At 60.6% G+C, this 24,069-nt stretch carries 22 protein-coding genes; 11 read left to right on the top strand and 11 right to left on the bottom strand.

Annotated features, from left to right (window positions below):
- Positions 1-202: 202 nt before the first annotated feature.
- Positions 203-1,630 (top strand): phospholipase D family protein, encoded by a 1,428-nt coding sequence (locus ACFE0K_RS02475; RefSeq protein ID WP_434534557.1) that lies wholly within the window; start codon positions 203-205, stop codon positions 1,628-1,630.
- A 221-nt stretch (positions 1,631-1,851) separates the two neighbouring features.
- On the opposite strand, the gene ACFE0K_RS02470 is transcribed toward ACFE0K_RS02475, so the two are convergent.
- From ACFE0K_RS02470 to ACFE0K_RS02455, 4 genes are all read right to left on the bottom strand, one after another.
- A complete protein-coding gene (locus ACFE0K_RS02470; protein ID WP_434534556.1) occupies positions 1,852-2,154 on the bottom strand; it encodes a hypothetical protein in 303 nt (100 codons plus the stop codon).
- A gap of 14 nt (positions 2,155-2,168) precedes the next feature.
- Entirely contained in the window at positions 2,169-2,555 is a 387-nt protein-coding gene (locus tag ACFE0K_RS02465) for an MmcQ/YjbR family DNA-binding protein (protein WP_434534555.1), read from the bottom strand.
- A 413-nt stretch (positions 2,556-2,968) separates the two neighbouring features.
- Positions 2,969-4,552, bottom strand: a complete 1,584-nt coding sequence (gene prfC / locus ACFE0K_RS02460; RefSeq protein ID WP_434534554.1) for a peptide chain release factor 3 — start codon at positions 4,550-4,552, stop codon at positions 2,969-2,971.
- 83 nt (positions 4,553-4,635) lie between these two features.
- Entirely contained in the window at positions 4,636-4,971 is a 336-nt protein-coding gene (locus ACFE0K_RS02455) for a DUF2834 domain-containing protein (protein ID WP_434534553.1), read from the bottom strand.
- Positions 4,972-5,115: 144 nt separating this feature from the next.
- On the opposite strand from ACFE0K_RS02455, the gene ACFE0K_RS02450 reads away from it, so the two are divergent.
- On the top strand, positions 5,116-5,535 hold the full coding sequence (locus tag ACFE0K_RS02450) for a hypothetical protein (protein WP_434534552.1): 420 nt from the start codon (positions 5,116-5,118) through the stop codon (positions 5,533-5,535).
- Positions 5,536-5,754: 219 nt separating this feature from the next.
- On the opposite strand, the gene rimI is transcribed toward ACFE0K_RS02450, so the two are convergent.
- The 7 genes from rimI to groES form a co-directional block, all read right to left on the bottom strand.
- Complete coding sequence (gene rimI, locus ACFE0K_RS02445; protein ID WP_434534551.1) at positions 5,755-6,243, bottom strand: ribosomal protein S18-alanine N-acetyltransferase; 489 nt, start codon at positions 6,241-6,243, stop codon at positions 5,755-5,757.
- On the bottom strand, positions 6,224-6,970 hold the full coding sequence (locus tag ACFE0K_RS02440; RefSeq protein WP_434534550.1) for a hypothetical protein: 747 nt from the start codon (positions 6,968-6,970) through the stop codon (positions 6,224-6,226). Before ACFE0K_RS02440 ends, rimI begins: the two co-directional genes overlap by 20 nt.
- 37 nt (positions 6,971-7,007) lie before the next feature.
- Complete coding sequence (locus tag ACFE0K_RS02435; RefSeq protein ID WP_434534549.1) at positions 7,008-8,555, bottom strand: 2-isopropylmalate synthase; 1,548 nt, start codon at positions 8,553-8,555, stop codon at positions 7,008-7,010.
- A 107-nt stretch (positions 8,556-8,662) separates the two neighbouring features.
- Positions 8,663-10,327, bottom strand: coding sequence for a DUF3592 domain-containing protein (locus ACFE0K_RS02430; protein WP_434534548.1), 1,665 nt, complete (start codon positions 10,325-10,327; stop codon positions 8,663-8,665).
- A gap of 13 nt (positions 10,328-10,340) precedes the next feature.
- Positions 10,341-10,952, bottom strand: a complete 612-nt coding sequence (gene rrtA, locus ACFE0K_RS02425) for a rhombosortase (protein WP_434534547.1) — start codon at positions 10,950-10,952, stop codon at positions 10,341-10,343.
- Positions 10,953-11,207: 255 nt separating this feature from the next.
- A complete protein-coding gene (gene groL, locus ACFE0K_RS02420) occupies positions 11,208-12,851 on the bottom strand; it encodes a chaperonin GroEL (protein ID WP_434534546.1) in 1,644 nt (547 codons plus the stop codon).
- A gap of 99 nt (positions 12,852-12,950) precedes the next feature.
- Entirely contained in the window at positions 12,951-13,241 is a 291-nt protein-coding gene (gene groES / locus ACFE0K_RS02415) for a co-chaperone GroES (protein WP_035249363.1), read from the bottom strand.
- Between the two features lie 358 nt (positions 13,242-13,599).
- Here groES and ACFE0K_RS02410 point away from each other — a divergent pair, with 358 nt between their 5' ends.
- From ACFE0K_RS02410 to ACFE0K_RS02370, 9 genes are all read left to right on the top strand, one after another.
- Positions 13,600-14,361: an SDR family oxidoreductase gene (locus ACFE0K_RS02410; protein ID WP_434534545.1), complete on the top strand. Its 762-nt coding sequence runs from the start codon at positions 13,600-13,602 to the stop codon at positions 14,359-14,361.
- A 164-nt stretch (positions 14,362-14,525) separates the two neighbouring features.
- Entirely contained in the window at positions 14,526-14,828 is a 303-nt protein-coding gene (locus tag ACFE0K_RS02405; RefSeq protein ID WP_434534544.1) for an MGMT family protein, read from the top strand.
- 190 nt (positions 14,829-15,018) lie between these two features.
- Positions 15,019-16,563 carry an AmpG family muropeptide MFS transporter gene (locus ACFE0K_RS02400; RefSeq protein WP_434534543.1) on the top strand — a complete coding sequence of 515 codons (1,545 nt, stop codon included), beginning with the start codon at positions 15,019-15,021 and terminating at the stop codon, positions 16,561-16,563.
- Positions 16,564-16,664: 101 nt separating this feature from the next.
- Positions 16,665-17,615, top strand: coding sequence for a response regulator (locus ACFE0K_RS02395; protein ID WP_434534542.1), 951 nt, complete (start codon positions 16,665-16,667; stop codon positions 17,613-17,615).
- 267 nt (positions 17,616-17,882) lie between these two features.
- Positions 17,883-18,761: a ketopantoate reductase family protein gene (locus ACFE0K_RS02390; RefSeq protein WP_434534541.1), complete on the top strand. Its 879-nt coding sequence runs from the start codon at positions 17,883-17,885 to the stop codon at positions 18,759-18,761.
- A 220-nt stretch (positions 18,762-18,981) separates the two neighbouring features.
- Positions 18,982-20,886, top strand: a complete 1,905-nt coding sequence (locus tag ACFE0K_RS02385) for a TonB-dependent receptor plug domain-containing protein (protein WP_434534540.1) — start codon at positions 18,982-18,984, stop codon at positions 20,884-20,886.
- 82 nt (positions 20,887-20,968) lie between these two features.
- Entirely contained in the window at positions 20,969-21,541 is a 573-nt protein-coding gene (locus ACFE0K_RS02380) for a cob(I)yrinic acid a,c-diamide adenosyltransferase (protein WP_434534539.1), read from the top strand.
- A 395-nt stretch (positions 21,542-21,936) separates the two neighbouring features.
- Positions 21,937-23,289 (top strand): ATP-binding protein, encoded by a 1,353-nt coding sequence (locus ACFE0K_RS02375; protein WP_434534538.1) that lies wholly within the window; start codon positions 21,937-21,939, stop codon positions 23,287-23,289.
- Positions 23,286-23,957, top strand: a complete 672-nt coding sequence (locus tag ACFE0K_RS02370; protein ID WP_434534537.1) for a response regulator — start codon at positions 23,286-23,288, stop codon at positions 23,955-23,957. The genes ACFE0K_RS02375 and ACFE0K_RS02370 overlap by 4 nt, the downstream gene beginning before the upstream one ends.
- Positions 23,958-24,069: the final 112 nt, after the last annotated feature.

Below are 24,069 nucleotides of genomic sequence, written 5' to 3'. Positions count from 1 at the left end.
GGCTTATTGTTATTAACATCAGTGTTAACCCATTCTCGTGGACAGAGTGCCGATTTACTGTTGATGTGCGGTAGCAGGATAGTTACCGGAAGGCGGCATTTTTTGCAGAATGTTGTACGGATGTACCATTTCATTATTAAAACCTGGTTCAGGCCCTCACCGCTCCCTGCTAAGGTAGCCGCAATCAACCGATGGACTGCCCATGATTCGATTGAAACTTGCCCTGTTCATGCTACTGGCGCTGATCGCCTGCACCGCGCTTTGGCACCGTTACAAACCGCTGCCGGATGGTCTGGCCCATGAATCGCCGTTGCTGCCCGCCCAGGGCCTGACCCTGCTGGTGGATGACACCTGGGAAACCGCCGATGGCGGGCGCGGCATGCGTCAGAGCATTTTCGACGAGGCCCTGCGGCTGATCGGGCAGGCCCGGCAACTGGTAGTGGTGGACATGTTTCTGTTCAATGCCTTCCAGGGGACAGACGATGCCAGCTACCGCCCCCTGTCCCAGCAGTTGACCCAGGCACTGGTGGACAAGAAACAGCAGCAGCCGGATCTGCCGGTCATCCTGATCACCGATCCGATCAACAGCCTCTATGGCGGCCTGCACAGCGAGCATCTGGAGCGCCTGGAAGACACTGGCGTGGTAGTGATCACCACCCCGCTGACACACCTGCGCGACTCCAACCCGAGCTGGTCAGGTATCTGGCGTATCTGCTGTCAGTGGCTGGGCAACAGCAACGAGGGTGGCTGGCTGCCCAACCCCATGGGGCCGGGCAAGGTCACCCTGCGCAGCTACCTGACCCTGCTCAACTTCAAGGCCAACCACCGCAAGACTCTGGTGGTGGATGAAGGCGATCGGTGGACCGCGCTGGTCACCACTGCCAATCCCCACGATGCCAGCAGCGCCCACAGCAATCTGGGCATCACCTTCCAGGGGCCCGCCGTGGCGGAGCTGCTGGAAAGTGAACTGGCGGTGGCAAGAATGGCAGGCATTACCCTGCCCGATCTGCCACCCCCCCCCATCGTCGATGCGCCTGACACCGCCGCCGCCCAGCTACAGGTGCTCACCGAAGGCGCCATCCGCGACGCCCTGCTGGCGGCCATTGAGCGCAGCCAGCGCGGCGAAGCACTGGATGTCTCAGTGTTCTACCTGTCCCATCGCCCCCTGGTGAAGGCGCTGTTGGCGGCCCATGAGCGAGGCGTGGCAGTGCGTGTGCTGCTGGACCCGAACAAGGATGCCTTCGGCCGCCAGAAGAATGGCATTCCCAACCGTCAGGTGGGCGCGGAGCTGCGGGCTGCGGGCATTGAGGTGCGCTGGTGCAATACCCAGGGTGAACAATGCCATACCAAGATGTTGTTGCGCAGAGGGTCAGAACGCTCAGAAGTGATTATCGGCTCCGCCAACTTCACCCGCCGCAACCTGGACAACCTGAACCTGGAAAGCAGCGTGCGGGTGCTGGCGAAAACGGATCACGCTCTCATGGTCAATGCCCGATCCGCCTTTGCCAGACGCTGGGAAAATCGTGACGGGGAAAAGCACAGTACCGATTACGCCGTGTACGCGGACGAGGCGAGCTGGAAGTACTGGGTGTATCGGGTAATGGAATTTACCGGGTGGAGTAGTTTCTAGGGTAAAGGCGATTTTTTTACCACAGAGGACACTGAGGCCGCAGAGGAAAAACCAGGCGCGTTCTTGGTAAGCGCAAAGCCCTCTGTAGGAGCGTCGCTTGCGGCGCGATTGCATACGTTGGGTTTATGCACTTCGTGCACCCTACGGGCCGCCCTAGCGGGCGTTACCTCCACTCCGCTCCGGTTCGCGCCGCCAGCGACGCTCCTACAGAAAGGGAGGAATCATTCCGTCGCCGGGGCTTCTTTCACCGGACGGTTGCGGTACCAATCCAGACCACTGACCGCGCCGTTGATCAACCAGGCGGCGGCTACCAGGCCGCCGGCCATGGGCCAACCCCAAGTTTCCGGCAGCAGGTCGGTGCCGGGGACAAACAGCAGGAACAGCACGGTCTCCAGCAGCGCCAGCAACAGGGGCGCGGCCAGCCGGGCCGGGTAATGCAGTTCGATGCCCAGCCAGCGCAGGACAGCGCCGCCCATGCCAAGGCCAAGCCAGATCACGATCAGACCACCAATAATCACTGCCACACTGAATACTCCTTTTACTGTTGCCCGTAGAGTGCCTCACGGCCGTGTCTTACCGCCATGGCTTCGCGCACTTTTTTCGGCAGCCCGCCCACTACCAACGCGTAGGAATGGTCAATCATGCGCTCGATTTCACCGCGAGGAATGGAGCCATCCAGTTTGATGGTATTCCAGTGTTTCTTGTTCATGTGATAGCCGGGAATGATCGCCGGAAAAATATCCCGCAGCGCCAGGGCCTGGTCCGGGTCACATTTGAGATTCATTCGCCCTTCGCCCTGCTCTTCCCCCAACGTCGCGAACATCTTGTCCCGCACTTTCATCACCGCCACATCGGGGCCGAAGGGGAAATCCTTGCGCGCTTCCGGCTTGCTCAACAGGTACGCTTGCGCGGCTTTAGCATCCATGATCAAGGCATCCCTTATTGATGACCCATTGGCTTTCGGGGTCGACAGCCCCGGCGACAAGCCATGATACCTCTCCCTGCTGCCCGCCGCAGCCACAGGGACCACCAGCAGGGGAAGCCAGCACGTAAGGGGGATAAGGAAGTTGTTTCTGGCACACGCCCTTGATGGGTCGGGTTGGGTATTTTCGCGCCCAATAAAAAACCCCGGCGGATAGCCGGGGTCTTGTGTCTCGACAGTACCCTTGTGAGGCGGGGCCGAAACAAGTCAGGAAGTTTACCCGCTTGTGAAAAGGATCGCGACCGCTGAGGCAGTGCATTTACCCATCATCCACGAAGCCTAGTGCTGACGGGAAATACGACACAACAACGCGAGGCTCCGTCTTACTCACATTGTTGCGTGCGTCGGTTGCGTTGCTACGAAATTTCGCGGGTTTCGCGGAACCGGATCTCCGGGTGACGCTCCTGGGCCAGTTGCAGGTTCACTCGGGTCGGCGCCAGATAAGTCAGGTGGCCCGCGCCGTCGCGGGACAGGTTATCGTGGGCTTTGCGCTCGAAGGCCGTCAGCTCTTTGTCGCTGCCGGCTTCGATCCAGCGCGCTGTCGCCACACTCACCGGTTCATAGCGGCAATCCACCCCGTATTCCCCTTTCAGCCGCGCCGCGACCACATCGAACTGCAGGGTGCCCACGGCACCGAGAATCACGTCGTTGTTGCGCAGCGGGAAGAACACCTGGGTGGCGCCCTCTTCCGCCAGCTGGGTCAGCCCTTTGTGCAGCTGCTTGCTCTTCAGCGGGTCGTTGAGCACCACGCGCTGGAACAGTTCCGGGGCAAAGTGGGGGATGCCGGTGAAGGCCAGCTCTTCACCCTCGGTGAAGGTATCACCAATCTGGATAGTGCCGTGGTTGTGCAGGCCGATGATATCGCCGGAAAAAGCTTCTTCCACGTTGTCACGCTCACCGGCCAGGAAGGTCAACGCATCAGGAATGCGCACGTCCTTGCCGGTACGCACTTGCTTGAGCTTGATGCCCTTCTGGTACTTGCCAGAACAGATGCGCATGAAGGCGATACGGTCCCGGTGGCGGGGGTCCATGTTCGCCTGGATCTTGAACACGAAGCCGGTCATTTTGGGCTCGTCGGCGACCACGGTACGCGCGGTGGCATCGCGGGGCTGGGGCGGCGGCGCCCACTTCACCAGACCGTCGAGCATGTGATCCACGCCGAAGTTGCCCAGCGCGGTCCCGAAGAACACCGGGGTCAGCTTGCCGGCCAGGAAGCGTTCCAGATCGAATTCATGGCTGGCGCCCTGTACCAGTTCCAGGGTGTCACGCAGCTCCTCGGCGTAGTCGGCTCCCACCGCCTGGTCCAGCTCCGGGTTGTTGAGCCCTTTCACTTCGCGCACGTCCTGCACGGTGTGGCCCTGGCCGGTCTTGTACAGCACGGTGGTGTCGGTGAGCAGGTTGTAGACGCCCTTGAAGCTCTTGCCCATGCCGATGGGCCAGGTGATCGGCGCGCACTCGATATTGAGCACGTCCTCGATCTCATCCAGCACGTCGATGCCGTCGCGCACGTCCCGGTCCAGCTTGTTGATGAAGGTGAGAATCGGCGTGTCGCGCAGGCGACAGACTTCCATCAGCTTGACGGTCCGTTGCTCCACGCCCTTGGCCGCATCGATCACCATCAGCGCCGAATCCACCGCGGTGAGGGTGCGGTAGGTATCCTCTGAAAAATCAGCGTGCCCGGGAGTATCCAGCAGGTTGACGGTGGCATCCTTGTAGGGGAACTGCATCACCGAGGTGGTCACGGAAATGCCCCGCTCCTTCTCCATCTCCATCCAGTCGGAGGTGGCGTGCTTGCCGGACTTCTTGCCTTTTACGGTACCTGCGCTCTGGATCAGGTTTCCGTACAACAGCAGTTTTTCGGTAATGGTGGTTTTACCGGCGTCCGGGTGCGAAATAATCGCGAAGGTGCGGCGCTTGGCCACCTGGTCTTGCAGGCTCATGGGGCTTCCGACTCTGACAGGGTTTTCGAGGGCGCGAGTATAACAGCCTTGCGAGCCCTTATCAGGCTCTCAGCGCCTCCCTGTCAGACGATGCCGGAGCCCTTGAGCTGGCGCTGGCGCATCAGCAGGTAGAGGGCGAAACCCACCGCCACCCCAGGCACCACACCCAGCAGCAGTGCCAGCCAGCCGCCGCGGATCTGATAGCGCTGGCGCTCGAACACCACCCAGATGGCGAGCACAACCCAACACAGAATTACATCGGTGGCGTAGCCCGCCGCAAAGGGATTCACAAAGCCGCCAGCGGCAGCGGCAATAATATCCGGGTTGGCCAGCAGCGGCGGGATGATCAGCACCGCAAACACCACACAAAAGCTCAGGGCTACCAGCAATAACAGTCGACGATACAGGTTCTCTGACACGGGCTCGGTCCTCGTAATGGCCATCCTTGATCACTGTATCCTTGAGGATTTCCCGGAAGGTGTCCACCTTTCCAACCCGGTACTTCAGCGCGGACCGAAAGCAGTGCTAGAGTGTCGGTTCCAGAACCACAAGGATGCCTGACCATGCCTGTTTATCTTCGTGCTTTCGCTGCCCTCTTCCTGGCCACCCTGCTGGCGGCCTGCAGCCGTACACCGGATGGGGGCGATGCCCGTAAAGCGCTGGAAGCGGAACTGGACAACGCTCACCTGTCCGGCCTGCTGGCGGTCACCGATGTGGAAAAGCGCAATGGTTACGACGACGGCGACGGCCGCTACACCCTGGAAGTGGATTACCAGCTGAAAGCCAGGGAAGATCTGAGTGGCTACACCGACAAGATCAAGGGCAATGAAGATCTGTCCGGCATGGATCGCTTCGCCATGATCATGACCCTCAGCGCCCTGCGCATGGAGCATGGCAACTTCAAGAAGGGCGATACCTTCCAGCGCCAGCGGGTGATTACCTTCCGGGATTCGGAGAACGGCTGGATGCCGATTCAGGAGTAACGGAGAGTTGTTCGAATCGCACCTTGCCTACTGTAGGAGCGGCTCTCGAGCCGCGAACCGAGCGTAGCGAGGCGATAAAAATCAAGGTCTGACCACCATTCTTTCTGGAACCTGTCGAGCCTTGGGATTCTTGATCGCCCTGCGGGCGATTTCCGCGCAAGCGCGGTTCGCGCCTCAAGAGGCGCTCCTACAGCGACGTCGTAGATAGGATGTAGCTGATTATTTATGCCCGCCGGTGAGCAGGCACTGCATTAGCACCGCGTTTTCGTGTCCTTCCCCCTTGCGGTAATAGTTCTTGCGCACGCCGCAGATTTCGAAGCCCAGCTGGCGGTAGAGTGCCTGGGCGCTTTGATTGCTTTCCCGTACTTCAAGATAGACAACAGTCATGGCATCGGCACGAGCGGCGTCGAGGGCCTGTTGCAGTAAGCGCCGGGCGATACCGTGGCGTTGCCAGGTCGGGGCCACGGCGATGTTGAGGACATGGGTTTCGTCGAGGATCCGCGACAGGATCAGAAAGGCCGCCGGAACGTCGTCCACGGTGGCCACCTGGCAAAGATAATTGGCGTTGCCCAGGCAATCGCGAAAGTGGACGCTGTTCCAGGGCGTAAGCTGAGCGGCGGTTTCGATGGCCATCACCGCGTCCAGGTCTTCCAGCTCCATGGCGCGGATGGCTGCCACGCGGGTCCGCTCACTCGCCATGGAAGCCATTGGTCTGCATGGCGTGCCAGCTGGCCTTCTTGTGCTGCGCCGGGTCCGCCAACATTTCTGCCAGGCTGCTGATTACCAGGGCACGACGGCCTCCCAGCTCGAAAGGCTGATAGCGGGGCTGATCAAACAATGCATCACACAGCGCCTCCGGCAAACACAACAATACCTTTTCACCACCAGCCTGCTCACACAGGCCGGCAATAAAGGCCGATAGCGCCTGGGACGCTTCTTGCGCAGGCATGGGCTGTTCTGTCAGCGGACAGAAGAAACGACGTGGACGCTGGGGGCGAGCCTGAAACAGGGCAAGCAGATTGGCCATCAGCGGCGCTTCAAAGCGCCCCAGGCCTGGGGCCTGATTATCTTCCTGGGCGCACAGCAACCAGATATCGCCGCCCAGATGGGCTTCCAGAGTGAAGGTCAGTCCCTTACCTCTGGCGACTGCCGGTGCAGCTGGCGCTGGTTCCGACGTCTGGCTGGCTGCTTTCGGGGGCGGGCTCTGCGGGGCATCCTGAACCGGGGCCTCACTGACAACCGGGGCCGCTGTCTGCGGCTGGGCCGGCGCGGGAGCGTCCTGCGCTGGCGCTGATGATGCCGGCGCCACCGGCTGGTCCTCTTCGTCCTCCCAGTCCAGTAGCGGTGAAGCCGCCGCACCGGGCAGCGGCCCCCTGGCCACCCAGGGCGTCAGGCCCAGGGCTTTCAGATAATGTTGTCGCTGGGCTTCATTCATAAGGCGCTCCGCGCTGGTCCGACGTCCAACCAGAGACTCATACATCCGCCGCCTGCGGGTGGGCCCTTTCCAGGCCCGCCGCGAAATGATTCAGGGCATTCAGGTAGGCCTTGGCCGAGGCGGTGATGATATCCACATCGGCGCCGTGGCCGTTGACGATGCGGCCGCCTTTTTCCAGCCGTACCGTCACTTCACCCTGGCTGTCAGTACCGGCGGTGATGGCATTCACCGAGTACAGCTGCAGGATGCTGTGGCTTTCCGCCAGCATCTCGATGGCCTTGAAGGCCGCATCCACCGGCCCGGCACCCGTGGACGTCGCTTCCCGTTCCTGACCATCGATCAACAGAACGATACGCGCTTCCGGGGTTTCACCGGTGCGAGCGGTTGCTTCCAGCACTACCAGCTTGAAGCGTTCTTCCTCGGCGGCTTTCTTGGTGTCGCTGACCAGGGCCTGCAGGTCTTCATCGAACACTTCGTGTTTCTTGTCAGCCAGATCCTTGAAGCGCTGGAAGGCTTCGTTCATGGCCGCTTCCGAGGCAAAGGTGATGCCCAGCTCGTCCAGACGGGCGCGGAAGGCGGCGCGGCCGGAGTGCTTGCCCAGCACCATGCGGTTGGTGTGCCAGCCCACATCTTCGGCGGACATGATTTCGTAGGTCTCGCGATGCTTGAGCACCCCGTCCTGGTGAATGCCGGACTCATGGGCAAAGGCGTTGGCACCGACGATGGCCTTGTTGGGCTGCACCGGGAAGCCGGTGATCTGCGACACCATTTTCGAGGTGGGCACGATCTCTTTGGCATTGATGCCGGTGTCCACATTGAACAGGTCCTGGCGGGTGCGTACCGCCATGACAATCTCTTCCAGGGAGGCATTGCCGGCCCGTTCGCCCAGGCCGTTGATGGTGCATTCCACCTGCCGGGCACCGGCCTGTACCGCGGCCAGGGAGTTGGCCACCGCCAGACCCAGGTCGTTATGGCAGTGCACCGAGAACACTGCCTTGTCGGCATTGGGGATACGAGCCAGCAGCTGGGCAATGGTATGGCCATATTGTTCCGGAATGGCATAGCCCACGGTGTCGGGGATGTTGATGGTGGTGGCACCGGCGTCGATCACCGCCTCGATAATACGGCACAGGAAATCCAGCTCGGAACGGCCGGCATCCTCGCAGGAAAACTCCACATCACCCATGTGATTGCGGGCATGCTTCACCGCCGCCACCGCGTGTTCGACCACCTGATCCGGTTGCAGTCGCAGCTTGTGCTGCATATGAATCGGGCTGGTGGCGAGGAAGGTGTGAATTCGGCCGGATTCGGCACCGGCCAGGGCTTCCGCTGCCCGGTCGATATCCGACGCCTTGGCGCGGGCCAGAGAACAGATGGTGGATTCGCGCACCGTGTCGGCAATGGCCTTCACCGACAGGAAGTCCCCCTGGCTGGCGATGGCAAAACCGGCCTCGATCACATCCACCTTCATGCGCTCCAGAGCCTTGGCGATACGCAGCTTTTCGTCCTGATCCATGGTGGCACCGGGGCTCTGCTCACCATCGCGCAGGGTGGTATCGAAAATAATCAGGCGGTCTTTGCTCATCGTTATCTCTCTCTGGCGGGTGGCTAATCCAGCTCACCCTGCAGGAGCCATGCTCGTATGGCGATCATGGCTCCTACGGTGATTTGTCGTTGTGGTATCCCGGAATTCTACACCAGTCGCAGGGTGCGCAGCACGGCTTCACGCAGGGCCTCACCGGCCTCTCGCCCGGCGACCCCCTCGGCCAGCCGGATCTTTTTGCCATCCAGCTCGGCGATCAGCGTCATGTACTCGGTCTGGCGACCATTGCTGGTGCTGCTCATGCCGGTCTTCAGCACCACTTGCTCTGCCCGCAACAACTGGCCCTTGCGGGTGAACAGCGGGACGCCCAGCCAGCGACGCAGGCTGCGCACTTCGCCGCCGCGAATCCATACGTCCAGCCCCCGCCCGAGAGTAAACAACGTACTGCCGACAATGGCATAACCGATCAGCCCGAAAATGCTGCCCATGAAGTACAGCATGAAACCTTCGCTGGCGGCGGCGATAAACAGCCCGGTGCCGACAGCGGCGAAGATGCCACCAAACACCAGTAGCGCCAGCTTCATACCCAGGTGGCGACCCGGGCGGCTTTCCAGATGCAGGCCCTGGCCGGTCTGCGCCACCCGGATCTGCTCATTGGCAGATTCCAGCGCCTCCACCTGCCGCTCACGCTGGTCGGCCATGACATGGGACTCCGGCAGACGGAAACGACTGTCGCCCTCTCCGGCCACCACCGGGATATCCCAGCTTCGTTTCAGCTTGCGGCCGTCCACCACGCCCTCCAGCTCGACCCGCCAGCAGATATAATTGCGGCCGCTACCGGAGGACGGCGGCTGCTCCGCCGGCACATCGAAACAGAACAGGATATCGCTGCCCTGCTGGGTAGGCTGGCACAAGGCACGCTGGTCGGTCTGCCAGAGGATGTCTTCCACGGTCTTGCGGTCCTTGCCGCTACCGCTCTCCCGGCCACGGATGCAGCTCAGCCACACCTCCATATCCGTGTCACGGGACAACGCCTTGCCCAGGCGGATGGAGCCCCCTACCTGGCCACCGGCATGGCCCGGTTCCGGGTCCAGTTCCAGCGGGGTGGGACCGAAAAACTGATAGTTGCGGCGCATTTTCCAGCCTGCATAAGCAATGCCGGCGCCCACGGCAGGAAACAGCAGCACCATCAGAATCGCATAGTCACCGCGGCTGACCTTGTCCCAGACCGCCAGATAGGCCGGCGATGGCAGCAGGATGAAGATGGCGCCGAAGCCCACCAGAAACCAGTGGCCGGATTTTTCCTTGCTGTGGTACTGGCCGCCTTCCGCCAAGTCTGCCTTGCCCTTGCTGCCCCGGTTGAACAGGAACATCAAACCGCCCCCCACCAGTGCAAAGACGCCGCCGAAGGCCAGGCCAAACACCAACGATCCCCAGCGCAGAGTGCGATCCAGAAAAGCCTCGGACGGATTCGCCGGGTTGACCCAGGCCATGACGGTTCGCCCTCGGGAGCGAGCGGACTCCAATCGGCTGGCCAGACGCTGCCAGTAATCGTCGAAATTATCGCTGCCGCCGTACTGGCTCACCGTATGGCTGGAATAGTTGCGCCCGTTATAGTCATAACGGTAGTGAGCGCTGACACTGTAGGTGGTGGAGCCGTCGGAATAACTGCGATTAAGCGTACTGCTAAGCACTGTGGCCGGCACCCTGTCCCAGCTCCCGGACTGCCAGTATTGAAAGGCGGGCTTGAGCCCCACAAAGAACATCACCGCCAAGCCTGCCACCAGGAAAACCCCGGGAAACAGGATAGTCATGCACCCTGATGCCTTATTGTCTTTCTGTGTTTCCTGTTCTGCGTTTTCGGCCGTATTCGACACCCGTTATTCCCCCAAACAACAATACTCCGGCCAGGGCACCGTACAGGTGGGCATTCACATAGACCCGCCCGGCGATCCAGCTACGGAGATATTCCACGTCATAGCCAGCCTGCTGCTCACTGACAATTCGCCCGGCGATCACCAACAACACCAGTGAATGCAGCCAGGGATTCCCCCGCCAGCCCTGCAGCAGGCAATAGACCAGCAAGCCATGGAGGATACCGGACAGCCCCACATAGTGCTGCAAACCGGTATCCAGAAAATACAGCGCCAGCCCAGTAGCCACCCCACAAAACAGCAACCAGCTCCAGAAACGCACCCGATCCAGCAGGTCCGTGAAGAAATAGCCGCATAGCACCAGGCCGGCCAGATTGAGCAGCATGTGCCAGTGATTGAGATGCACCAGATGGCAGGTAAACAACCGCCAGACCTGCCCCTGTTCGATGGCCGCTCGATCAAACCCCAGCCAGGGATTCACCCAGCCGTGAGCCAGCCCCAGCACGACCATGGTGGCCACCACCAGGGCGAAGTGCGGGCGGAGTTTTTTGTCTCTGGGTTGCATGGAGTTACCGGCTGACATTGAAAGGGTATTAAGCCACAAGCTGCAAGCTGCAAGCTACAAGGCGCGGGAGGGATTGTACCGATATTGGCAGACAGTGCCCGCGCTCCCAAGTCAGCGGCGCGGCGCCTGCGTTAGCGGTTTGGCAGGGACAGCAAGTCGCGTTGCAGCTTGTGGCTTGAAGCTTGTCGCTGCCTGTAAAAAAGAAAACCCCGCCTTGTGCGGGGTTTTCTTTGGAGCGTGTTACGAGCCCATGATTTACATCATGCCGCCCATACCGCCCATTCCACCCATGCCGCCCATATCCGGGGCGCCACCGCCGTTTTCTTCCGGCTTGTCCGCCACCATGGCTTCGGTGGTGATCATCAGGCCGGCGATGGAGGCCGCTGCCTGCAGCGCGGAACGGGTTACCTTGGCAGGATCCAGGATACCCATTTCCAGCATGTCACCATATTCACCGGTGGCAGCGTTGTAACCGTAGTTACCTTTGCCGTTGCGCACTTCCTGTACGATCACGGACGCTTCAGCACCAGCGTTGTAGGCGATCTGACGCAGGGGCATTTCCAGCGCGCGGAACGTCAGGGCAATACCGGCGTTCTGCTCGTCGTTGTCACCCTTGATGACACCCACGTTAGCCAGAGCGCGTACCAGCGCCACACCGCCGCCAGGTACCACACCTTCTTCTACCGCAGCGCGGGTCGCATGCAGGGCATCGTCCACACGGGCTTTCTTCTCTTTCATTTCAATCTCGGTGGCAGCACCGATCTTGATAACGGCAACACCGCCGGCCAGCTTGGCCACGCGCTCTTGCAGTTTTTCCTTGTCGTAGTCAGAGGAAGAATTCTCGATTTCCTTGCGGATCTGCTCCACGCGGGAATCGATATCGACCTGCTGGCCAGCGCCATCAACAATGGTGGTGTTTTCCTTGTCGATGTTCACTTTCTTGGCAGTACCCAGATCTTCCAGGGAGGCGTTTTCCAGGCTCAGGCCCACTTCTTCGCTGATCACGGTACCGCCGGTGAGGATGGCGATGTCCTGCAGCATGGCCTTGCGGCGGTCACCAAAGCCCGGTGCTTTCACGGCGGCACACTTGATGATGCCGCGCATGTTGTTCACTACCAGGGTAGCCAGCGCTTCGCCTTCGATATCTTCGGCGATGATCAGCAGCGGCTTGCCTGCTTTAGCCACGTTTTCCAGGGCCGGCAGCAGCTCGCGGATGTTGGAGATCTTCTTGTCCACCAGCAGGATGTAGGGGTCTTCCAGCTCGACCTGCATCTTTTCCTGGTTGTTGATGAAGTAGGGGCTCAGGTAACCGCGGTCAAACTGCATGCCCTCAACCACGTCCAGCTCGTTCTGCAGGGACTGGCCTTCTTCAACGGTGATAACACCTTCCTGACCCACTTTTTCCATGGCCTGGGCGATGATTTCACCGACGGATTTGTCGGCGTTGGCGGAGATGGTACCCACCTGCTCGATGCTCTTAGTGTTGTCACACGGGGTGGACAGCTTCTTCAGCTCTTCCACCACGGCCGCCACGGCCTGGTCGATGCCGCGCTTCAGGTCCATGGGGTTCATGCCGGCGGTGACAGACTTGAGGCCTTCGTTAACGAATGCCTGAGCCAGCACGGTGGCGGTGGTGGTGCCGTCACCGGCTTCGTCGTTGGCCTTGGACGCCACTTCTTTCACCATCTGGGCACCCATGTTTTCGAACTTGTCTTCCAGTTCGATTTCACGGGCCACGGAGACGCCATCCTTGGTGATGGACGGTGCACCGAAGGATTTTTCCAGCACCACGTTACGGCCTTTCGGGCCCAGCGTTACCTTGACGGCGTCGGCCAGGATGTTAACGCCTTTGGCCATACGTTGACGGGCTTCGTCGCGGAACAGAATTTCTTTCGCCATTGTTCTTTACCTCTGCAAATCTTTACCCCGGAATGGGGTGAATGCCCTTGCGGGCGTTCATGTTCTTGCTCTTGGCCTGCGGCATTCAGCCTTCAGCGTTTAGCCTTCAACCACGGCCAGAATTTCGGCTTCGCTCATGATCAGCAATTCTTCGCCGTCCACCTTCACGGTGTTACCGGCGTACTGACCGAAGATCACCTTGTCACCGGCTTTGACGTCCAGCGGACGTACATCACCGCTATCGGTGATTTTGCCGTTACCCACCGCGATCACTTCGCCGCGGGACGGCTTCTCGGCAGCGGAACCGGGCAGCACAATACCGCCGGCAGTCTTGGTTTCTTCCTCTTCACGGCGAACCAGCACGCGATCATGCAAAGGACGGATGCTCATTTTTCCTTAAACTCCCAGTTAGTTCAGTTGACACCCGAGCCTCCTCCCCGATGGGATGAGCTCGACAGTCGCAATTAGCACTCTAATGAGTCGAGTGCTAATCATAGTAATGATGCCAGAGCAGTCAATAGGGAAAGTGACCTTTGAAAGCGCCTGTCCCGCGACCGCCCGCAGGACACAGCAGTGGGGCCGCAGCGCCAGGTTTCAAGGGGTGAGAAGAAAAATCCTTTGCCGGGAGGGGCAACCCGAGAGTGTCGTTTGCCGTTTTTGTGAGTCACTGAGCAATCCGGTCATTGGCCAGGCAGGGTCAGCCCACCATAATCCGGGCCATCGTGAACCGACATTGCAAGGAATCACCATGGATCTGAACCAGAAAGTGGTTGTTGTTACCGGGGCTGGTCGAGGCCTGGGCCGGGGTATTGCCACCTACTTTGCCGGCAAGGGCGCCCGCCTGGCCTGCGTGGACCTGAGCCAGGAAGACCTGGACGCCACCGTCGCCGCCTGTGAAGCCGCTGGCGGTGAAGCACGTGCCTATCTGGCCAACGTGGCTAAAGAAGAGGAAGTGGAAAAGCTGTTCAGTGACGTGGTGGCGGACTTCGGCAGCCTGCACGGCGTGGTCAATAACGCCGGCATCACCCGCGATGGCCTGCTGGTGAAGGCCAAGGACGGCGAGGTAGTCAGCAAGATGAGCCTGCAACAATGGCAGGCGGTGATCGACGTGAACCTGACCGGCGTGTTTTTGTGTGGCCGCGAAGCGGCGGCAAAAATGCTGGAACTGGGGGTCGAGGAAGGGGTAATCGTCAACATTTCTTCCCTGGCCCGCCAGGGCAGCTTCGGGCAGAGCAACTACGCCGCCGCCAAGACCGGGGTGGTTGCCCTGGCCGAGGTGTGGGCCAAAGAGCTGGCTCGCTACAACATCCGCACCGGCGCGGTGGCTCCCGGCACCATCAACACCGACATGCTCGCCGCCATGAAGCCGGAAGCCCGCGAGCGCCTGATCCAGGCCGTGCCTCTGCGTCGCCTGGGCGAAGCGGAACACATCGCCCGTTCCGTGGCCTTCATCTTCGAGACCGATTACTTCACCGGTCGCTGTATCGATATGGATGGCGGGCTGCGCTGAGCTGCAAGCTGCAAGCTGCAAGCTGCAAGCTGCAAGCTGCAAGCTGCAAGCTGCAAGCCAGCATGGTGTGCTGGCCACAAAAAAGGGCACGCCTTCGGGCCTGCCCTTTTTTGTTTTTCATGTTTTCCTTGTAGCTCGAAGCTTGTGGCTTGAAGCTGATCCCCATGGATCCTTCTTTCCGAGACGCCGTCTACCAGATCGTTGCCGCCATCCCGCCCGGGGCGGTGAGCAGCTATGGTGCCGTGGCGCGACAGGCCGGGTTTCCCCGCCATGCCCGTTTTGTGGGCCGGCTAATGAGCCAGTTACCGAAGGACACCCGCCTGCCCTGGCATCGGGTATTACGCGGGGACGGCAGGATTGCTCTGGCGGGCACGCCAGCCGGGGAGGTGCAGATTCAGCGGCTGCTCGACGACAACGTCACCGTGCTGGGTGACCGGGTACCCAAACAGCACTTTCTTCACTGGTAACGCCCCTTCTCCAGCCCCCTGAACCACAACTGGCATGCTCGGGCATTCAGGTTGGCTTGATCTACCGAGGGACAGGCAACAGCCTGCCACCCACGTGCGCCCGCGGCAGGCACTCAACCCACATCGCTCGCTGCGGACAAAGTGTCTATGATACGTCTTTCGCCAATCGGCAATACCCGCTAAGAGACCTATGCCCCCACAATCGACCAACTGGCAGCAATCCCTGAAAGCCTTCCTGCACCCCCGTGTAGTGACCATGTTCTTTTACGGGTTTTCTGCAGGCATCCCTCTACTGCTGATCTTCTCCTCCCTGTCTCTGTGGTTGCGCGAGGCGGGTGTGGAGCGCTCCACGGTCACCTACTTCAGCTGGGCGGCACTGGCCTATTCGTTCAAGTTTCTCTGGGCGCCACTGATTGATCGTTTGCCCATTCCCGCCCTGACACGCTGGCTGGGCAGGCGGCGGGCCTGGCTGCTTGTCGCGCAGCTCACTGTGGCCGCCTCCATCTTCAGCATTTCCCTGGTCGATCCGAGCCAGCCTGGAGCACTCAACCTGATGGCCTTTGCGGTGGTCATGCTCGGCTTTACCGCCGCCACCCAGGATATCGTCATCGATGCCTACCGTATTGAATCTGCGGGAGTGGAATTACAGGCACTCATGTCCTCCTCTTACATCGCCGGTTACCGGATAGGCATGCTTTCCTCCGGGGCAGGCTCGCTGGTATTGGCAAGCTGGCTGGGCTCCACCAGCGACGCCTACAGCTACCCCGCCTGGCAAACCACCTATGCCCTCATGGCACTCACCATGCTGGTTGGCGCCATCACCACCCTGATCATTCGCGAACCGGACAACCCTCGCCCCTCCGCCCATCAGTACACCAGCGGGCAGTATCTGAAGTTTCTGGCGATCTTCGTGGCAGGCATCACGGCCTTCGTGACGGTGTATATCCTGACTGCCGATTCGGCAGGCACGCTCCGGCAAACGCTCACGGAGATTGTTGAGAACAGCGCCCTGTCCGGCCTGGTGGTGGAAAGCCTGCGGCTCGCGTTGGCGATTACCATTGTTGCCGCCTTGATCAAGGCGCTCTCATTGACCCCGCTGTATGACAGGCAGCTGGTTCGGGAAAGTTATCTGGACCCGGTGAAGGACTTTTTCCAGCGCTACGGCAGCCGGCTCGCCTTGCTGTTGCTGGTTTTCGTGGGTTTTTACCGCATCTCGGATATTGTGCTCGGCGTCATTTCCAACGTCTTTTTCGAGGACATCGGTTTCACCAAGAACGAGATTGCCGGGGTGGTCAAAACCTTCGGTCTGTTCATGACCATTGCCGGCGGCTTCCTGGGTGGGCTGCTGGCCATGCGTCACGGCGTGATCCGGGTGCTTTATCTGGGCGCCTTTCTGACCGTAGCGACCAACCTGCTGTTCCTGTGGCTGGCCTATGCGGGCCATGACATCCGCATCCTCTACGCAGTGATCTCCGCCGACAATCTGACCGCTGGTCTCGCCAGTGCCGCCTTTGTAGCCTTCCTCTCGCAGCTCACCAATGTCTCCTTCACCGCCGTCCAGTACGCCATCTTCAGCTCGCTGATGACCCTGCTACCCAAGACCATTGGCGGCTACTCGGGCAGCATGGTGGATAATCTGGGCTACCCCGGATTTTTCCTGTTGGCCAGCTTGATGGGCGTACCGGTGTTGGGGCTGATCTATCTGATCCAGCGCCACGAGGCCTTTAGGCACTGAGACCCGCTCATTCACCGAAACAGGCTCGCCGTATACTTTTCAATCAATTCACAAACCGGCTATAGTGGTAACTTACAAAAAACAACAATAAGAACACACGGATGAGTCACTCGGAACTCGATATTCTGGTCGTGGACGATGCCCGCTTCTCGGCGGCGGTGGTCAATCGCACCCTCGCCTCTGCCGGCTACACCCGCATTCGCCACGCCCACAGCGCCCACGACGCCCTGGGTCAACTGACCGAGCAACCCGCCGATCTGGTGGTGGCAGACTGGCTGATGCCCGGCATGGACGGCCTGGAGCTGACCCGCCGCATTCGTCAAAGCGACGAAGCCAGCAATCGCTATACCTACGTGCTGCTTCTCACCGCCCGCGAGGGGGTGGATGCCCTGCAACAGGCGTTTGATCAGGGCGTGGACGATTTTGTGTCCAAATCCGCCATGACCGAGCAACTGCATCACCGGGTCATGGCCGCAGACCGGATCATCCAGCGCCACAACCGGATACAGACCGACTACCAGCGCATGCTGACCGTGAACCGTCAGCTCAAACGCCACGCCCTGATCGATCCGCTTACCGGTTTCGGCAATCGCCAGGATGCCCTGCGTGCGTTGCAGAATACCCTCAAGCAAGCGGAAAAACGGGGCGGCGCCGCCTGCCTGCTGATGCTGCGCCTGGAGGACTTCGAGGCACTACGTGCCCAGCGCGGCGACAAGGTGATACAACAAGGTGTGCTGGCGTTCAGCCGGCGCCTGCGCCAGTCGGTGCGCCCCATGGATCACCTGTGCCGATTACAGACCGACCAGTTTGCCCTTATCACCTGGCAACCCCACATAGACCACTGCGACCCCACCGGTTTCCGACGCCTCTACGAAAGCCTCAACCACCGGGCCTACCAGACCGCCGCCGGCTTCCTGAGTCTGCAGGTAAGCATGGCAATCGCCGCCTCTGAAGGCACTAGCCATGCGGAGCAGATGTTCGAGCAGGCTCTGGCCGAGCTGGATCAGTCCTTTAGCGAACGGCGCATTGTGTCAGCCACCGCCAATGTGTGACCGGTAACACCGAACTCCTCCGATCTCCCTTGCCATCCCACCCTACCGTAGGAGCGTCGCTGGCGGCGCGATAGCCCAGTCCAGTTGCGAGTTACGAGGAGTGAAAACCAGGCTTCTCAGCTCCTGGGTTTTGACTTTCGAAACTCGCTTCTCGCAACTCGACACTGACACCGTCCATCATTGCTACGCGCCGACAAGAATATCCCGTCAACGCTGTGCTCACTGTGCCCTCATGTGGTAAAAATCAGTTCTTTGCCTTTGGACAACATGCCACACACTCCCCCCCACTGGTTTCTGCTGGGCGCCGGCAATATGGGCACGCTGGCGGCCTGGTATCTAACGCGGGCCGGGCACCACGTTACCGTGGTTCGCAGCGGGTCCCTGTCGCCGCTGGAAAAAACGCTCTGGCTGCCGGACGGACGCCAGCAAGCGTTATCGTTACCCGTGCTGACTCCCTCTGCTCTCCCCGACCGCATCGGTCATTTACTGGTGGCGATCAAAACGCCCTATACCCGCCAGGCAATGGCACCGCTGATGCAACGCCTTGATACCCAGACTCAGGTGCTGCGTTTTCAGAATGGCCTGGGAGCTCTGGATGGCCTGTTACCGCCGGGCTGTAACCCGCTGGAAGCTGTCACCACCAGTGCCGTCAAAGGCCAGCACCCGGACCACACGGTAGTGGCAGAAAATGCCACCTGGCTCGGAGGCAGCAACGCCCCACCTGCCTGGTTTGCCGCACTGACCGAACACTGGCCCGACCTGCACTGGGAGGACGACATCCGCCCGCGCCAGTGGCACAAACTGGTGGCGAATGCAGTGATCAATCCGCTGACCGCTCTTTATGATGTTCCCAATGGCCGTATTAACGACGACCCGGCCTTGCGCGAACAGGCCACACAGCTTTGCGAAGAAGCGGATCAGGTGCTGCAACAACTGGACCCGGCGTGGCCCGGACACTCCCTGGACAATGTGCTAAGCGTGGCCCGGGCCACCGCCGGCAACACTTCTTCCATGCGCGCTGACCGGCAACGGGGGGCACAGACGGAAATCGATGCCATCAATGGCTGGCTGGTGACGCAGGCGGACCGGCTGGGGCTGGCGATTCCCGCCAACCGGAAGATAGTTACGGCACTGGCGGTGCGATAAAGCAGTTGCGAGATACGAGTAGCGAGTAGCGAAAACCAAGCTTTCCCTGGCTCATGGTTTTGCTCTTCGAAACTCGCTTCTCGCAACTCGCAACTGAATCATTCCCGTCACCAACCCTTTATGAGTATCCAGGCCGCAGCGGCTTTTACCCTTCAGCACTGGAATTAAATGCCGTTTTTCGCCATCGTAGCGGGCACTAATCTGGATTCGTGGAACCTCCATGCACAGTCGCATTTTTCTGGCCGTTGGCCTGATCGCCACCAGTGGCCTAACCCTGGCCAATAACGAAATCAAGGCAGTGAAAGTCAGTGGCGCCAGCCACCCCAGCCTGGCCGGGGAGCTACCCACCGGCACCCTGACCCTGGATCGGGAGACCCTGGCGAGCATGCCCGCCAGCAACCTGACAGAAGTGCTGGATACTGTGGGGGGGCTGCAGGCCAGCCAGCTCTATGGCACTAACGGCAGTGAGGCGAGCCTGGACCTGTTGGGCTTCGGCGCCGGCGCCAACCAGAACACCCTGATCCTGCTCAATGGTCGCCACCTCTCGAATATCGATCTGGCCAGCCCCTTTCTCAGCGGGATTCCGCTGGCCGCCATTGAACGTATCGAAATTCTTCCCGGTGCGGGCGCGGCGCTGTACGGCAATGGTGCCGTGGGCGGGGTGGTCAATATCGTCACCCGTCGCCGCTATGACAACAGCGCCGGGCTGGAAGTGAACGGCGGCAGCTACGGCACCCTGGGCGGCAGCGGCTACGCCACCGGCCATCAGGGCAGCCTGAGTGGCGCAGTGGCCATGAGCACCCAGGACAGCGACGGCTATCGGGACAATAACGAGGTACGTAACCACAGCGCTTTTGCCGATGTGCGTTATCAACAGGACGGCATTGAGGCTTATTTCACCGCCAACGGCGAAGAACAGGAGCTAGGCCTGCCCGGCGGTCGTACCGACGCGCAATTTCGCAACGACCCGCAGGGTACCGACACGCCCTTCGACGATGCCGAACAGGACAACTACTGGCTGATGCCAGGGCTGCGCATCGCCCTGCGCGGCAACACCGCGCTCACCCTGGAAGCCAGCAAACGTCGTCAGGAACAGACCTTTGCGTTTGTTTCCAGCGGCAGCTTCGGTGAAACCGTAGTGGAGAGCTACAGCGCCACCCCCAAACTGGAAGGCCAACACACCACCGGTAGCGCGGTGCACAACTGGACCCTGGGCCTGGATCTGCACGAATACGATTACGACAGCCAAACCAGTTTCGGCAACCGGGAGCTGGAGCAAAGCCAGCGGGCCTGGTATCTGCACAACCTGGTCAGCCTGACGCCGGAGCTGTCTCTCAGCGCCGGTGCCCGCAAACTGGAAAGCACCCTCAGTGGCGAAGGGGAAGACAAGGAGCAGGACGGGGAAATGTACGAAGGCGGAATCCGCTATACCTTCACCGGTAACCTGGCCCTGTTCGCTGGCGCTCAGCGCAGCGTGCGTATTGCCAACGTGGATGAACTGAGCCCCTTCAATCCCCCCATTGATCCACAGACCGGCAAGGGCTACACCGCCGGGGCCAGTTGGTCCCAGGGTCGCCAGCATTCCACCCTGACCTTCTGGCGAGCCGAGATCGACAACGAAATCGTCTTCGATCCAACCGCCGGCGCCTTTGGCACCAACCGCAATCTGGAAGACCGCACCGTGCACAAGGGCGTCAGCATCAATTCCCGCTTCCGGCTGGACAAGAGCCTGATGCTGACCATTAACGCCAGCGCCCAGCAGGCCCGTTTCGACGGCGGCCCTTTCGATCGCAACGACGTGCCGCTGGTGCCGGAACATACCCTGCAACTGATCGCCGACTGGCAGGCCCTGTCCTGGCTGTCCACCCAGATCAGCCACCGCTATGTGGGGGACCGCCGCTTTGACGGCGACCTGGACAACCGCTTCCGCAAACTGGACCACTACCGCACCACGGACCTGCAACTGACTGCCCGTTACCGGGCCGTTTATCTCAAGGCAGGCGTCTACAATCTGGAAGACCATCAGGTGGTGGACTACGGCAACTTCAGCAACACCACCAACACGGCAACGCTGTACTCATTACCGGAACGCCACTACCGCGCCGCGTTTGGTGTGGAGTTCTAACACCATTGCCACAGAACCGTTGGAGCCTTGCTGGCAAGGCTCCAACGGGAAAAGTGCAATACACGCCCCAGCAGGAGCCACCATGAGCGACAAGGAAAAAACCCGCATCAACCGGGTGATCACCCGCACCGGCGACCGCGGTGATACCGGCCTGGCTGATGGCAGCCGGGTCAGTAAGTGGCACCCACGCATTCAGGTATTGGGAGAACTGGACGAACTGAATAGCGGCCTGGGCGTACTGCGCGCCCGGTCACTGGGAGCGGACCTGGATACCGTGCTCGGCCTGGCCCAGCAATTGCTGTTCGATATCGGCGGCGAGCTGGCCATACCCGGTCACCGCGTGATCGACGACCACGACCTGGTGGAGCTGGAATCCCGGGCGGATACCTTCAATGCCGAATTGCCACCATTGAAGGAGTTCGTGCTGCCCGGCGGCCACCCGGACGCCGCCTGGTGTCATCATTGTCGCACTGTGGCCCGGCGCACCGAGCGCCACTTCGTGGCCCTGCAGGAAGCCGATGAAGACGCCGTCAACCCGGTCAGCCTGGCCCTGGTCAACCGACTCTCCGATTTGCTGTTCGTGATGGCCCGGGTGATCAACCTGCGTCAGGAGTCGCCGGAAGTACTTTGGGAGCCGAAAGCGGAAAGAGGCTGATCTCCTGAAAAGCCAATTTTTACCACAGAGGGCGCAGAGTTCACTGAGGGAAAAGCCCTTTTTCAGGAGCGTAGCGGCGCAACAATCGTAAGGGGGATCGTACCCGCCAACCGCTAAATTGGTGCAGTTCGCTTAGGCTCAGTGCACCCTACGTCATCCGTTAGTCTGTGCCGGTTGCTGGGGCCTGGCAGGTGTTTTTGTGGGAAGCGATGCTGGCATCGCGAAAACGCCCGCACTGCCAACCGCTTCGCGATGCAAGCATCGCTTCCCACAAGGGCTTTTCATCCAACGTCAGGCGTCCCGCATTCCATCCCCATTGTGAAAACATTGTGCAACTCTGCTGCAGGGGCGCGGGCTCGGGCTACACTGGTGGCCCGGACCGACGACTTTTCGCCATGGGCATTCGCAACAAACTCTTTGTCATTTTCCTGTCCACCTTCCTGGTGCTTACCCTGGCGGCCAGCGGTTTCTATTACCTGTCGTTCCTGCGCAGTCTGGAAACCTATCTGGATGAACGCCAGCAAGCCCAGGTAGAACGGCTGGCGGATCACCTCGGCCTGCTCTATCAGCAGCGCGGTGGCTGGCAATTCCTGATGGATGACCCCCGTCAGCTCAAACGCCTCTACCGACTGGCCGGGGACCGGGATGACGAGCGTGACAGCCGCGGCGACCACCGTCACCTGCAACTGCTGAATGCTCAGAAGCAACGTCTGTTCGGCCCCCCTGCGCCGCGAAAATTCCGCTCGGAAATTCCGGTCCGCAGTGGCAACACAACGGTGGGTTACCTGACTTACCCGGATCAGGAAGCCATCCGCGACAAGCTGGACCAGCGTTTCATGGGCCGCCAGCTTCGTTTCATAGGCTGGATGCTGTTTGTGGGTGTGGGGTTGTCGCTGCTGGTGTCCTGGCTGCTGGCTCGCCATCTGGTGGCACCGATTCTTGCCCTGTCCAACCATACCCGCGACCTGCAGGAAGGCCACTACAGCGCCCGCCTGGAAACCCGCCGCCGGGACGAACTGGGCACCCTCACCGAACAGGTCAATCAGCTGGCCCAGCGGCTGGACCAGGGCCAGCAGGCTCGCCAGCGCTGGTTCTCGGATATCGCCCACGAACTGCGCACCCCGGTGGCAATTCTGCAGGGCGAGCTGGAAGCCATCAGCGATGGCATTCGCCCCTTGAGCCCCGAGTTCATCAAATCCCTCGAAGGGGAAGTCGCCCAGCTCACCCACCTGATCAACGACCTGCACGACCTGGCGCTGGCTGATGGCGGCAATCTGCGTTATCAGTTCCACCGGGACGATCTGGCGGATTTGCTGGGCGAAGTGATCGACAGCTACCGCAACAGTTTTTCCCAACAAGCCATCACCCTGGAGAGTGATCTTCCCGAGCGGGCCGATGTGGATATGGACCCGGTGCGCATTCGGCAGCTGCTGGACAACCTGCTGCAGAACTCCCTGAAGTACACCGCCAATGGCGGCAGCCTGCGCATTACGCTGACACACCCTGCCGATCACTGGGAACTGCTACTGGAAGACAGTGCCCCAGGCGTACCCGACGAGGCTCTGCCCCGCCTGTTCGATCATCTCTACCGGGTGGAAAGCTCACGCAATCGCCGCACCGGCGGCACCGGCCTGGGGCTGGCTATTTGCCAGCGTATTGTGCAAGCCCATGGCGGCACCATCGGCGCGGAGCACAGCCCTCTGGGTGGCGTGCGCATCCGTATCACCTTGCCGGGAGAGGCCTCATGAGTCACATCCTGATCGTGGAAGACGAGCCACGCCTGTCACAACTGATGGCGGACTATCTCCAGCATGCTCACTTCGATACCGAACAGACCGACAGCGCCCGGACCGCCATGGCGCTGGCAAAAAAGCAAAGCTTCCAGGCTATCCTGCTGGACTTGATGCTACCGGACGGCGACGGCATGGAAGTGTGCAAGGCTATCCGCCAGCACAGCCAGGTGCCGATCCTGATGGTCACCGCCCGAGTGGATGAAGTGGATCGCCTGCTGGGGCTGGAACTGGGCGCTGACGACTATATCTGCAAGCCCTTCAGCCCCCGGGAAGTGGTGGCCCGGGTCAAGGCGGTACTGCGCCGGGCCAATCCGCCATCGGATAACACCGGCCCCACCCTGATCCTGGATAAAGAGCGCTATGAAGCGGTCATGGGCAAACAGCGTGTCGCTCTCACTGCCATCGAGTTCGCCCTGCTCGCCACACTGTCCCGCCACCCCGGCCGCATCTGGTCCCGGGACCAGTTAATGGATGAAATCTATCAGGACCACCGGGTGGTCTCCGACCGCACCATCGACAGCCACATCCGCAAACTGCGCCGCAAGCTCAGCGACGGGGATGACCAATCCCATGACTGGATCGGCAGTGTTTATGGTGTGGGGTATCGGTTGGAGCAGCCTTAGAGCAGCTTCTAGCTTCTAGCTTCTAGCTTCTAGCTTCTAGCTTCTAGCTTCTAGCTTCTAGCTTCTAGCTATCAGTATGCGAGAGGACGGCAAATAGCCGTCAAGCATCCTC

The sequence above is a fragment of the Alcanivorax sp. genome (genome assembly GCF_051117345.1).
Lineage (GTDB): Bacteria > Pseudomonadota > Gammaproteobacteria > Pseudomonadales > Alcanivoracaceae > Alcanivorax.
This window is presented reverse-complemented; position numbering and strand designations above follow the sequence as displayed.